14 protein-coding genes are annotated in these 12,164 nt (G+C 64.4%); 8 read left to right on the top strand and 6 right to left on the bottom strand.

Going from position 1 to position 12,164, the window contains the following annotated elements; genetic code table 11:
- Nucleotides 1-119: 119 nt before the first annotated feature.
- From ACR65N_RS06580 to ACR65N_RS06565, 4 genes are all read left to right on the top strand, one after another.
- Nucleotides 120-512: an ester cyclase gene (locus tag ACR65N_RS06580; RefSeq protein ID WP_440456285.1), complete on the top strand. Its 393-nt coding sequence runs from the start codon at nucleotides 120-122 to the stop codon at nucleotides 510-512.
- A 130-nt stretch (nucleotides 513-642) separates the two neighbouring features.
- On the top strand, nucleotides 643-1,152 hold the full coding sequence (locus tag ACR65N_RS06575; protein ID WP_440456780.1) for a GNAT family N-acetyltransferase: 510 nt from the start codon (nucleotides 643-645) through the stop codon (nucleotides 1,150-1,152).
- Between the two features lie 72 nt (nucleotides 1,153-1,224).
- A complete protein-coding gene (locus ACR65N_RS06570; RefSeq protein WP_440456284.1) occupies nucleotides 1,225-1,683 on the top strand; it encodes an MgtC/SapB family protein in 459 nt (152 codons plus the stop codon).
- A 66-nt stretch (nucleotides 1,684-1,749) separates the two neighbouring features.
- Complete coding sequence (locus ACR65N_RS06565) at nucleotides 1,750-3,750, top strand: protein-L-isoaspartate(D-aspartate) O-methyltransferase (RefSeq protein ID WP_440456283.1); 2,001 nt, start codon at nucleotides 1,750-1,752, stop codon at nucleotides 3,748-3,750.
- A 58-nt stretch (nucleotides 3,751-3,808) separates the two neighbouring features.
- Here ACR65N_RS06565 and ACR65N_RS06560 read toward each other — a convergent pair whose 3' ends face one another.
- Nucleotides 3,809-4,708 (bottom strand): LysR family transcriptional regulator, encoded by a 900-nt coding sequence (locus tag ACR65N_RS06560; protein ID WP_440456282.1) that lies wholly within the window; start codon nucleotides 4,706-4,708, stop codon nucleotides 3,809-3,811.
- Nucleotides 4,709-4,830: 122 nt separating this feature from the next.
- Between ACR65N_RS06560 and ACR65N_RS06555 the strand changes: the two genes are divergently transcribed.
- Nucleotides 4,831-5,304: an AtaL-like protein gene (locus tag ACR65N_RS06555; RefSeq protein WP_440456281.1), complete on the top strand. Its 474-nt coding sequence runs from the start codon at nucleotides 4,831-4,833 to the stop codon at nucleotides 5,302-5,304.
- Nucleotides 5,305-5,370: 66 nt separating this feature from the next.
- Nucleotides 5,371-6,039 carry an NAD(P)-dependent oxidoreductase gene (locus ACR65N_RS06550; RefSeq protein WP_440456280.1) on the top strand — a complete coding sequence of 223 codons (669 nt, stop codon included), beginning with the start codon at nucleotides 5,371-5,373 and terminating at the stop codon, nucleotides 6,037-6,039.
- A gap of 16 nt (nucleotides 6,040-6,055) precedes the next feature.
- Here the strand turns inward: ACR65N_RS06550 and ACR65N_RS06545 are convergent, their stop codons facing one another.
- Nucleotides 6,056-6,994: a LysR family transcriptional regulator gene (locus ACR65N_RS06545; protein WP_440456279.1), complete on the bottom strand. Its 939-nt coding sequence runs from the start codon at nucleotides 6,992-6,994 to the stop codon at nucleotides 6,056-6,058.
- 106 nt (nucleotides 6,995-7,100) lie between these two features.
- Here ACR65N_RS06545 and ACR65N_RS06540 point away from each other — a divergent pair, with 106 nt between their 5' ends.
- Nucleotides 7,101-7,823, top strand: a complete 723-nt coding sequence (locus ACR65N_RS06540) for an SDR family oxidoreductase (RefSeq protein ID WP_440456278.1) — start codon at nucleotides 7,101-7,103, stop codon at nucleotides 7,821-7,823.
- Between the two features lie 111 nt (nucleotides 7,824-7,934).
- Nucleotides 7,935-8,309, top strand: a complete 375-nt coding sequence (locus ACR65N_RS06535; protein WP_440456277.1) for a DUF427 domain-containing protein — start codon at nucleotides 7,935-7,937, stop codon at nucleotides 8,307-8,309.
- 109 nt (nucleotides 8,310-8,418) lie between these two features.
- Here the strand turns inward: ACR65N_RS06535 and ACR65N_RS06530 are convergent, their stop codons facing one another.
- The 4 genes from ACR65N_RS06530 to hydA are packed head-to-tail and all read right to left on the bottom strand — an operon-like array spanning nucleotide 8,419 to nucleotide 12,155.
- On the bottom strand, nucleotides 8,419-9,081 hold the full coding sequence (locus ACR65N_RS06530) for a flavin reductase family protein (protein ID WP_440456276.1): 663 nt from the start codon (nucleotides 9,079-9,081) through the stop codon (nucleotides 8,419-8,421).
- A complete protein-coding gene (locus ACR65N_RS06525; protein WP_440456275.1) occupies nucleotides 9,071-10,030 on the bottom strand; it encodes a LysR family transcriptional regulator in 960 nt (319 codons plus the stop codon). The genes ACR65N_RS06530 and ACR65N_RS06525 overlap by 11 nt, the downstream gene beginning before the upstream one ends.
- Nucleotides 10,027-10,698, bottom strand: a complete 672-nt coding sequence (locus ACR65N_RS06520) for an aspartate/glutamate racemase family protein (protein ID WP_440456274.1) — start codon at nucleotides 10,696-10,698, stop codon at nucleotides 10,027-10,029. The genes ACR65N_RS06525 and ACR65N_RS06520 overlap by 4 nt, the downstream gene beginning before the upstream one ends.
- The gene (hydA, locus tag ACR65N_RS06515; RefSeq protein WP_440456273.1) at nucleotides 10,695-12,155 is read right to left on the bottom strand and encodes a dihydropyrimidinase; all 1,461 of its coding nucleotides are present in this window, start codon (nucleotides 12,153-12,155) and stop codon (nucleotides 10,695-10,697) included. The genes ACR65N_RS06520 and hydA overlap by 4 nt, the downstream gene beginning before the upstream one ends.
- Nucleotides 12,156-12,164 lie beyond the last annotated feature (9 nt).

Genomic DNA, 12,164 nt, shown 5'->3' with positions numbered 1-12,164 from the left:
CCGTCGCCGGCGACCGCGCGGCTCTCGCTCTTGGAGGCCCGGCTCCAAGCGCTATCTCACACCCTGTCGGTCGGTGACACGGGCGACCGACCCCTCCAGCTTGGGAAAGACTGCTACCGATGGCCGAACTTGCCGATGTCTACCGCGCCTATCTCGATTGTCTCAATCGCCAGGCCTGGGACGAGCTTGGCCGGTTCGTTGACGACGAGGCGCGTCACAATGGCCGGCCGCTGGGACTTTCCGGGTACAGGGAAATGCTCGAGAAGGATTACCGCGACATCCCGGACCTGCGCTTCGAGGCAGACCTGATCGTCTGCGAGCCGCCGCGTCTCGCCGCACGCCTCTCCTTCGACTGCACGCCGAAGGGAAAATTCCTTGGACTGCCCGTCAACGGACGCCGCGTAGAGTTTACCGAAAACGTCTTCTACGAGTTCGCCAGGCTGAAGATCGTCGCCGTCTGGTCGGTCCTCGACAAAGCCGCGATCGAAACACAACTGGCTGGCCCGGATTGAACGCGACGTCCGCAAGCACCCGACCAGATGCGCCGCACATGAAGATCATGTCTCCGCGACGATCGTCTCTTGCGGCAGGCACCCAACAACCGACCGAAAGCTGCCACAACACTTGCAGGATGCAATCGTGATGAAAGAACCAGCGCCCGCCGGCCCTGCCATCAGAACCGCGACGCCCTCGGATATTCCAGCGCTTGGGAGATTCGGCGCGCAACTGATGGCGCTTCACCATCAATGGGACCGCGATCGATTCATCCCCGCAAAGACCGGCACGGCCGATGCCTATGCCGACTGGCTGTCCGGCCAGCTTCGCCAGAGGGACGTGATCATCCTCGTGGCGGAGGTCGACGGCATCCTCACCGGCTACACCTATGCGGGGCTCGAAGGCTACGACTACATGTCGCTGCGCGGGCCGGCCGGCGTCGTCCACGACATCTTCGTTGATCCGTCCGCGAGAAACCGGGGCGTCGGCCGCAGGCTGCTGGATGCCGTTGTGGCCGAACTGACGGCGCGCGGCGCCGAACAGGTTGTGCTGTCGACGGCCTACCGGAACGAGGCGGGACAACGGCTGTTTGCGGCCGCCGGATTCCGCCCGACAATGATCGAGATGACCCGCGCCGGGACCTCCCGCGGAGCTTAGAACAGGTCCACAAAGGGAACTCGGACAGGCCGTGACGGTTGGGTTTCCTCTGTTCTGTTGTAGGGGCCACAGATGACGCTGGAGGAAATCGTCTTCCGCCTTGGACTTGCAAGCTTTGCCGGGCTGCTTCTCGGGCTCGACCGGGAATTTCGCGGCATTGCGGCAGGTATCCGGACACATGCGCTCGTCGCCCTGAGTTCGGCCCTGATCACCGTCTCGGCAATGATGATCCACCACGATCTCGCGCTGCACGATGCGCCGGGCAGTGATCCGTTGCGGGTCATTCAGGGGCTGGCGCAGGCTGTCGGCTTCATCGCCGCCGGCGCGATCTTCGTGTCACGCGGCAATGTTCACAATCTGACATCGGCCGCAAACATCTGGCTGGCCGCTGCCGTCGGCATCGCTGCCGGTGCCGGACAGACCATGCTGCTGATCTTCGGTGTCGGCTTCGGCGCCGCGATTGTCACGATCGTGCGTGTGCTGGAGCGGCTGATCCCGGGGAGCATCAAGTCGGGAGGGGATGAGAGATGAGCGGCTGGCGCCGGTCAGTTGCGTCCGTTACCGGTGGCCGGATGCTGCACCGCGCAGGGAGGCATCATGTTTGACTTCGAATATGCCCGGCATCGGATGGTGGAGGTGCAGCTCGCGCGTCGCGGCATACGCGATCCGCGCGTGCTGGAAGCGATGCGGCAGGTGCCGCGCGAGAATTTCGTCGAGCCAGGCTCGGAGGAATTCGCTTACGAGGACACGCCGCTCGCCATCGCCGAAGGCCAGACGATCTCGCAGCCATACATGGTGGCGCGGATGATCGAGGCGGTGGAGATCGGTGCAGGCGACCACGTGCTGGAGATCGGTACCGGCTCCGGCTATGCGGCCGCGGTGCTCAGCCGCCTAGCCGCCAAGGTCAGCACCATCGAACGCCACGCACTGCTGGCGGACACCGCGCGAAGACGGCTCGACGCGCTTGGCTGCCACAACGTCACGGTGCGGCACGGCGATGGAACAGGCGGCTGGCCGGAAACCGGCGCTGAATTCGACGCCATCCTGGTCGCAGCGGGAGCGCCCGTCACGCCGCAGGCGCTCAAGGATCAGCTGGCGATCGGCGGACGCCTGATCATCCCGGTCGGCGAACAGGAGGACCGGCAGATGCTGAAGAAGATCACCCGGCTCGCCGATCAGGACTTCGAGGAGGAAGACCTCGAGCCGGTGATGTTCGTGCCGTTGGTCGGCGCCGGGGGATGGAGCGAAGACGGCACCCGGGCTGCGAGCGATCACCGGGCGGGACCGACCGATCGGCGGACGCTGCCGCAGATGATCGCCGATGCCGCCGACGCGTTGCCGGATCCTGACGATGCCGGTTTCGGCAGGCACTTCGACCGCTTCGCCGATCATCGCATCGTGCTGTTGGGGGAGTGCAGCCACGGGACCTCGGAATTCTATCGCGCCCGGGCCGCCATCACCCGGCACCTGATCGAGCATCACGGATTCACCGTGGTCGCAGTGGAAGCCGACTGGCCGGACGCCAGTGCCGTCAATCGCTACGTCCGCCATCTGCCGTCGCCGCGCAAGCAAGAGCCAGGCTTTCAGCGTTTTCCCACCTGGATGTGGCGGAACACCGATGCTGCCGCGCTGATCGACTGGATGGGCAACTTCAACGCCGGCAAGTCGGCCGAAGCGCAGGCGGGTTTCTACGGGCTCGACCTCTACAGCATGAGCGGCTCGATCGCAGCCGTGCTGGTCTATCTCGACGAGGTCGATCCGCAGGCGGCAGCCGTTGCCCGAGAACGTTATGGATGCCTGACGCCTTGGCAGCGGGAGCCTTCGACCTATGGGCGCGCCGTGCTGACAGGCGGCTATTCCAAATGCGAGACGGAGGTCGTGCGGCAGTGCCGGGAACTGCTGGAAAGGCAGATGGAGTATGCCGGCCAGGACCGGGAGGCCTACCTGGATGCCAGCCAGAACGCGCGCCTGATCGCCTCGGCGGAGCGCTATTACCGGGTCATGTATTATGGCGGCGCCGAAAGCTGGAACCTGCGCGACACGCATATGTTCGAGACGCTCGACAACCTGCTCAAGGCGCAGGGCCCGAACTCCAAGGCGATCGTCTGGGCGCACAATTCGCATATCGGCGATGCCCGCCACACGGACATGGGCGCCGTGCGCGAGGAGATCAACATCGGACAGCTTTGCCGCCAGCGCTTCGATGGCGATGTCGCGCTGATCGGCTTCGGCACGCACACGGGAACGGTGGCTGCAGCGACCGATTGGGACGGAGACATGCAGGTGAAGGACGTGCGGCCGTCGCGCGCCGACAGCTACGAGCGGCTCTGCCACGATAGCGGGTCGAAACGCTTCCTGCTGGACCTGCGCAGTGGCGTGCACGACGCTCTCCGTCAGCGGCTCATGGAGCCAAGGCTCGAACGTTTCATCGGGGTCATCTATCGACCGTCGACCGAACTGCAGAGCCATTATGCGCAGGCGTCGCTGCCGCAGCAATTCGACGCCTATGTCTGGTTCGACCGGACCAGCGCGGTGACCCCGCTCGGCCCGCAACATGCCAGGCCGGGTGGTCCCGACACCTATCCCTTCGGCCTCTGACTGCGAGACCTGTCCGCCGAAATCCATCCTCGGTCTCTGATCGACCGAGCAGCGGCGATCAGCCCGACGCCGCGACGTAGGCTGCGAGCTCCTCCGGCGTCCCATGCGGAAAGCTCTGCTTCAGATGATCCAGGAATGCCGAAACCCGTGCACTGAGCAAGCGCCGGGACGGGTAGAGGGTCCAGAGCGCGATCTCCGGCGCATCCGCGTCGCCCCAGTGGACCAGCCGCCCGTCGGCTAGATCATGCGCCACGAGCGACACCGGCAACCGCGCCGCGCCGACGCCGGCGCGGACGGCATCGCGCACCATCAGCAGCGACGACAGGCAAAGGATCGGTTCGACCGCGATGCTCGATCGTCCGGCGGGCGTGATCATGTTCCACGCAGCCGCTCCGTCGCTGGCACCACGAACGACCGCCGGAACCGCAACGTCGTCCGTTGGCCGGGCCATCTGCGGGCTTGCCACGATCACCAGCCGGTCACGCAGGAAGATGCGGCCGACAAGGCTCTCGTCCGGATCCGGGTTGACGCGGATCACCAGGTCGTAACCTTCCTCCACCATGTCGACCGTGCGGTCTTCCGTGGTAATTTCCAGCCGGACCTCGGGGTACTGAAGGGCGAACCCGGCAGCGAGCTTGCCCATCGCAGTTTGCGAAAACAGCATCGGCGCGCTGATCCTCAACCTGCCGCGCGGCCGATCGCCTCCGGATGTGATTGCCGCTGCAGTCTCGTCAAGCTCGGTCAGCAGACCCGCCGTCCGTTCAAATAATGCCCGCCCCTCCTGCGTAAGTTTTAGCGTACGGGCTCCGCGCTCGAAGAGGCGTATCCCGAGGCTGCCCTCCAGGTCCGCGACCCGGCGCGAAAGTGTCGCTTTCGGTCGTCCGGCGGCCCGAGCGGCTTTGCCAAACCCGCCATGCCGCGCAACGAGGTTGAAATCCGAGAGTGCGACAAGATCCATGATCGTTCCACCAATGAGACAAGCCGTCCAGATTTAGCGTCTATCGGAGCGGATGTGAACCTATCACATTGACGGGGCGAGCTGGACATCGCCCATCGCACTCACAGCCAAGGAACACGATCATGATCTACTCAACCGCCACCGTCCCGGTAAATCCGGATGGAGAAGCGCAGCTCAGCCGGGCACAGGCATGGGCCGGCCTGATGCTCAAGGCCGGCGACGCGCGCGAATTCCTCCCAGCCAACCTCTGCACCTATTGCGAAGTCGTCGAGGACAGCTCGACGCACATCGTCCGCGACGCAACGATTGCGGGCCAGGACCTGCGGGAGATCATCGCTTTCGAGCCGGAGAGCAAGATCACCTTCTTCCAGGTCAGCGGGCCGCGCGAAGGCGCGATCATCAACGAGCTGTTCGAGGATGATGCCGGAGCGCTGCAGCTGCGCTTCTATTGCTACATCGGCCTGCGCGGCAAACAGCCGAACGGCCCGGAAGAAGCCGCCGAACAGGCCTGGATGGACGGCGACAAAGGCTACCGCAGCGCCCTTCTCTCGACACTCAAGCGTACCCGCGAACTGGTCGCCGAAGGCAGGCTCTGATCATCACGACGAAGATTGACGGGGCGACCTCCAGATGAGGCGTCCCGCTGCCCGAAGGAGGCAATCATGAAGAACGAGACAACTGACATCACCCATACCGAGCCTTTGAAGGTCCTCGTCCTCGGCGCGACCGGCGCCACCGGCCGGTTGATCGTATCTCAGGCGCTAGCCCGCGGCGATGACGTCACGGCGCTGGTCCGCTCGAGGGACAAGGCGGGCGATATGTCCGGCGCGAAACTGATCGTCGGAGACGCGCGCGACGAAAGCGTATTGCGCGAGGCCCTCGCAGGACGGAAGGCCGTCATCAGTGCACTGGGAACGCCGGCGAGCCCGTTCCGGGAGGTGACGCTTCTGTCGTCCGCGACGCGGGCGCTGGTGAAGGCGATGAAGGCAGGGCAGGTCTCACGGCTGATCGCCGTGACGGGAATAGGCGCCGGAGACAGCGCCGGGCATGGCGGCCTGCTGTTCGACAAACTGATCTTCCCGCTTCTCCTGCGCAAGGTGTATGCGGACAAGAACCGGCAGGAGGACATCGTTCGGGACAGCGGGCTCGACTGGGTTCTCGTCCGCCCGACCGTCCTCAACAACAAGCCCGGCCGCGGTACCGTCCGGGCACTCACCGATCTCTCCGGCTACCACGGCGGAACGATCGCCCGCGCCGACGTCGCGCGCTTCGTTCTGGAGCAGGCCCGAGCGCCCGAGTGGCTGCACCGATCACCCCTGATCACCTGGTGAGATCGGTTGGCGCGGCTCAATCCGGCGTCGCTGCGGAACCCGATGCCTTGCGATCCTCGGCCACGAGATCGACGAAGGCCCGCAGCGGCGCTGGCATGAAGCGGCTGGAGAAATACAGCCATGGACCTTCGAACTTCAGCCACCAGTCGGGCAGGACCGGCACAAGTTCGCCGCTCGTGAAACGCGGATCAAGGAAGTCCTCAAACGTCGCGATGATGCCCCGCCCCTTGCCGGCAAGGTCAATCGCTGCCGGGACAGCGTCGACGCCGATCACCAGTCGGCCAACGGGATCGACGGTGACGATCTCATCTTGTCGTTCGAACTCCCATTCGACAAGCGCGCCGCTTGAGAAGCGCAGCCGGATGCAATCGTGACCAAGAAGATCGCGGGGATGCCGAGGCGTACCTTTTGCCTGCAAGTAGGCTGGCGCTGCCGCGAGTGCCAGGCGTTGCGTCCTCGGGCCGATCGGCACGGCGATCATGTCCTGCGCCAGGTGCTCGCCGTAGCGGATCCCGGCGTCGCACCCCGAAGCCGTTACGTCGACGAGACGATCGTCCACCATGACCTCGACGCGAACCTTCGGATGCCTTCCGACGAAACGATCGAGGAGCGGCGGCAGGATGTCCACCATCACCGCCCCGGTGACGTTCAGTTTCAGCAGTCCCCTCACCTCGCTCTGCGAGCTGGAGGCATCCTGCAAAGCCGCGCGTGTCTCGACAAGCAGTGGCGCTATCCGTTCGGCAAGCGCCCTGCCAGCCTCCGTCGGGACGACGCTGCGGGTGGTCCGGATCAGCAGCGGCACCCCCAGCCGCATCTCCAGCTGGACGATCTTGTCGCTCACCGTCGAGGGCGCCAGCTCAAGCCGCTTTGCAGCCGCGCGAAAGCCGTTCAGCTCGCAGACCGCGAGGAAGATCGACAGGTCGTCGAGGGAGGCCTGGTTGTCGTTGTTCGCCATGCCGATCAGACTATCCGACGCGAGCTGGATTATCAAAGCTGGACGAACATCTACATTTCTCTTGGATGCGGCATTCGGAGCCGATCATTTAATCAGGGACCTCGATATGACACAGAAGACGATCCTCATAACCGGCGCCAACAAGAGCATTGGTTTTGAAACTGCACGCCAGCTCGGCGCACTTGGACACCGCATCTGGCTCGGCAGCCGTGACGGCGCGCGTGGACAGGCTGCGGTGGAGCGGCTCCTCGGCGAAGGTCATGACGTGCGGCTGCTGGAGATCGACGTCGTCGATGACGGCAGCGTTCGGCAGGCAGTTGGACGCGTGCAGGAGGAGGACGGAAGACTGGACGTGCTGATCAACAATGCCGGCATCCCCGGCGCGATGTCCAAGCCCAGCCAGCAGGAAATCTCCGACATCCGCACTGTATACGAAACCAACGTCTTTGCGCCGATCCGGGTGACGCAGGCGTTTCTGCCGCTATTGCGATCGGCAGGCGGTGGCAGCGTCGTCATGGTCAGCAGCGGGCTCGGTTCGCTCGGCTGGGTCAATGATCCGTCGCACCCGTTCCATGCCGTCAACATTCTCGGCTACAACAGCTCGAAGACCGCCCTCAATGCAGTGACTGTCGCCTTCGCCAAGGAACTGGCTGCCGAGAGCATTCACGTCAACTCGGTCGATCCGGGCTATACCGCGACGGATTTCAACGGACACAGCGGCTACCGGAGCGTCGAGCAGGCGGCGGCCGGCATCGTCTGGCTGGCCTCCCAAGATGGAACGGGGCCGACGGGCGGCTTCTACTTCGATCAGGCCGTCGTGCCCTGGTAAGGGCGCACGTCTTTCGGGGCTTACTGATTGTCCGCAGACGCTGGTCGCCGCCACCGTCTGATCCTATCTTAGTTCTCTATGCCGTAGATCTGCGGACGAAAGGACACCCTCATGGTCGACCGGAAACACCTCATTCCCGACGCATCGCATCCCATCACCATCGAAAGATCTTCATCGACGATCGTCCTTGGTCGAGGGTCGCTGCGCATCGGCGAAACAAGGGACGCTCTGACGCTTGCGGAAGCCTCCTATCCACCCGTCCACTACATACCGCGCCGCGACGTCGACATGTCGCTGCTGGAGCGCTCGGCGCGCACCAGCTATTGTCCGTACAAGGGGCAAGCGAACTACTACAGCATCCCAGCGCTTGGAGAAGCCGGGCTGAACAGCGTCTGGACCTACGAAACACCTTTCGATGCCGTTGGCGAAATCGCCGGCCATCTGGCTTTCTATCCTGATCGGGTGTCGATCGAGGTGACTGACTAGACCGCCCCTGCACGGTTGACCGCACCCGCATGCCAAATAGGCGGGCGCTGATCGAGGTGATCAGCTCCCGTCGAGGCTCCCCCTACTTGCCCTCCGACCCAGCAGTCGATCAGTCGGTGTCGCGCTCCGCGCTTCGACGGAATTCGTCGACCGTCTGGGTACGCACCTCGAACTGCTCCTGGGTTCGGGTGTAGAGGAAGCCGCCGAGCCTGCCGACTGCATCCATCATCGTCTGGTCGACATGCAGGTTCTGTGGGTCGACGGCATCGCTGCGGACGAAGACGCCCAAAACCTCGCCGATGATGATCTCGCGGGCCGGCCCCACCTGCAGCGTCGTATGGCGGCGGCATTCGAGTGCCGCTGGCGCTGCAAGGATGCGCGGGCTGCGGACCATCTGGCCCGGCACGGTGGCCAGCCCCGCCTCCTTCAACTCGTCGACATCCGGGTCGAACTTGATCGCACAGATCTCCATCTGCGCCACCAGGCTGGTATCGACGATGTGGACGGTGAATTCGCCGGTTTCGCGGATGTTGCGGGCAGTGTCCTTGAACCGCATGTCGGCATAGTTCTCGACACCGATGGCGACCAGTGCCGGATCGTGGGTGAGCACGTTGAAGAAACTGAACGGGCCGGCATTCGGCTGCCCCGAGCGGCTCAGCGTCGTGACCAGGGCAATCGGCCGAGGAATGACGGTGCCGATCAGCAGCTTGTACCTCTGTCTCTCCGTCAACTCCGAGAAGTCGAAGTGGGTGTGTCCGACATCATCCATCATCACGCGAACTCCTGACCGGGCTGGTGCGAACGCCGGCCGTTTCGAAATCGGAAAGTGCCTTTCTCATCTCGGAGATGAAGGCATGCTGGAGCCGCGAGCGCGGAATGCCCTTGCGGGTGATCAGCACGGCCGCCACCTCGATCGGCGGCAGGAAGGACCGCTCGACGATGCCGATCGACCGGTTGAAGGCAGCCGTGTAGGGATCGATGACGGCGTTGGCGATGCCCGCCGCGACAAGCACGGCGGCGGTCGCACAGTAGCGCACCTCGACACGCGGATTGTAAGCCGCTCCGTCTCGCTCGAAGGCGGAACGCACCATCTGGCCCAGCCGCGATTCGATCTCGAGGCCGATGAAGTCGCTGTCCGCCAGGGTCGCGGCGGTGACCGTATTGCCATCCGTCTCCTGCCCCTTCGGCAGAACCGCGACCATGTGGGTGCGCGCCAGCACCTCCACATTGACCGCCATGTGCCGATCGAGCCCGAGCGCGAGCCCAAGATCAGCATTGCCGCTTTGGACCGCTTCCACCACATGTTCGAGACGCCGCACGTCATAGGCGACCGATACGCCTTTACGGTCCTTCAGAAAGCGCCGCATGGCGATAGGCGCCACCGTGTGACCGAGTGGCGGCGTGGCAATGACCCGCAGCCGCCCCGAAATCCCCTGGCGCATGTCCTGCGCCCGCGACGCAAAACCGCGAAGCAGGCCGAACACCGGCTTGATGTCCTCATGGAGGGCGACTGCTTCTTCCGTCGGCTGCAACCGCCTATGCAGCCGCTCGAACAGGGTCACGCCCGTCTGCGCTTCCAGTTGGCGGATGCCGTTCGACACGGCGGGCTGCGAGATGCCCAGTTGCTCGGCGGCCTCGACTGTCGTGCCGCAGCGCATGATGGCGTCGAAGATTTCCAGAAGACGGATCGAAATGTCGGATTTGGCAGAGGATCCGCTCATCGCGAGCCCGTCACCAGATGTCCGAACGCCATGGAAACCGCCGCCTGCGTCGGATCGATGATGGCAAGGCCGAGTTCGTCTTCGAGCCGTTGCCGATGGCCGGACATCCCGGCACATCCCAGAACGATCGCCCCGGCCCCCAGTGCTTTCAGCTTCTGGGCTGCCAGCAGCAGCAGACCGTAGCTCTCCTCGCCGTGCCCGCTTTCGGCGACACTGACCGATCCCTCCAGCGCAAGCTCGCCGGCCAGCCGGTTGTCGACGCCCAGGCGTCGGAGGTTGCGCAGATGCCGCGGTATGGAGGCCTCGGCCACGGCGATGACGCCAAACGTGTCGGCAAGCGCCAGCGCCGACAGGACGCCAGCATCCTGAATGCCATAGACGGGGCGCCGGGTGATCGAGCGGGCGAGATCGAGGCCGGGCTGCGAGTAGCAGGCAAGCACGTAAGCCGAAGCATCCGGCCGCGCCTCGATCACCGCTGCCGTGTGCAGCGCCGCCTCGTCCACATGCCGCTGGGTGACGACGCCAGGCGGGCCGTGGGCGATCGTCACACATTCGATGTGCGGGCCGCCGGGGAACGAGAAGCCGGACAGTGCCTGGCGCAGGCCCTCGGTGACGGTTTCCGAACTGTTAGGATTGATGACGAGAATGGGACCCGATGCGGCACTCACGGTGCGATCTCCTTGCCGTAGGACGCGGCAACCTCGAACTCGATGGCTCGGTGGCCGGGCATGGCGCCGGTGTCGACGGGCTTGCGGGCGATGAAGCGGCCCTCGCCACGGGAAGCCTTCAGTTCGCCCCGCTCCACAACGACGCGGCCGTGGTTCATGACCAGCTCCGGCCAGCCGGTGATCTCCATGCCCTCGAACGGGCTGTAGTCCATGTTGTCGTGCTGATCCTCCAGGGTCACCCTGCGGGTCTCCTCCGGGTTCCAGATGGCGATATCGGCATCGAAACCGGGGGCGATGGCGCCCTTGCGGTCGAGGCCGAAGACGCGGGCCGCGTTGAGGCTGGAGAGACGCACGAACTCCCCCAAGGTGATCCGGCCTTTGACGAAGCCTTCCGAGAACAGATAGGGAAGCCGCATGGCGATCCCCGGCATGCCGTTGGCGATCTTCGGATAGGGCGCATCGGCACCGTTCAGGAACTTGCCGGTGGCATCGGCCCGGTAGGGGGCGTGATCCGAGGAAACGCTTTCGAAAGTGCCGGAGCGGATGTGCTGCCAGAGCCCCTCCTGCGTTGCCTTGTCGCGCAAGGGCGGCGAGCAGATGTACTTGGCGCCTTCGGTGCCGGGGCGATCCAGGTCATCGCGTGTTAGCGCGAGATATTGCGGGCAGGTCTCGGCGAACAGCTTAGTTCCGGCAAGCTTCTCCCGGCGCACGATCTCCGCACCGCCGCGCGTCGAGACATGCACGATGAACAGCGCCGCATCGACAAGCTTGGCGAGCGAAACGGCCCGGTTGATGGCTTCCTCTTCGGCAAGTTCCGGCCTGCTCAGTGCGTGATATCTGGCCGTGGTCAGGCCGGCATCGGCAAACCGACGGTTCATCCATTTGACCATCTCGTTGTTTTCCGCATGAACCATGGTGAGCGCGCCATGCGTCTTGGCGACCGTCAGGATGTCGAGCATTCCGGCATCGCCGATGTTCATCAGATCGTAGGTCATGAACACCTTGAACGAGGTGATGCCGCGCGCGAACACGCCCGGCAATTCGTCGAGAACGGCGGGTGTCGGATCGGAAATGATCAGGTGGTAGGAATAATCCAGCACCGAGTTCGGCGCAGCGCGGCTGTCATAGGTGGCGATGACGTCGGCAATCGACTGTCCGCGATGCTGGGCGGCGAAGGGAATGAAGGTCGAATTTCCGCCGAAGGCCGCAGAGACCGAGCCGGAATAGTAATCGTCGGCCGTCATCACACCGGAAGAACTTTCCTGCGCGATGTGGCAGTGTCCCTCGATACCGCCGGGCATGACGAGCCTGCCGCCCGCATCGATGCGCCTCTCGCCTCCGGCGATGCGGTCGGCGATGGCGGCGATCGTGCCGCCATTGATGCCAATATCCGCCTTGAACGTCTCGGAGGGCGTAACGACCGTGCCGCCGTGAATAACCGTCTCGAACTGCATCATGATAACTGC

Source organism: Rhizobium sp. SAFR-030 (assembly GCF_059415005.1).
This window is presented reverse-complemented; position numbering and strand designations above follow the sequence as displayed.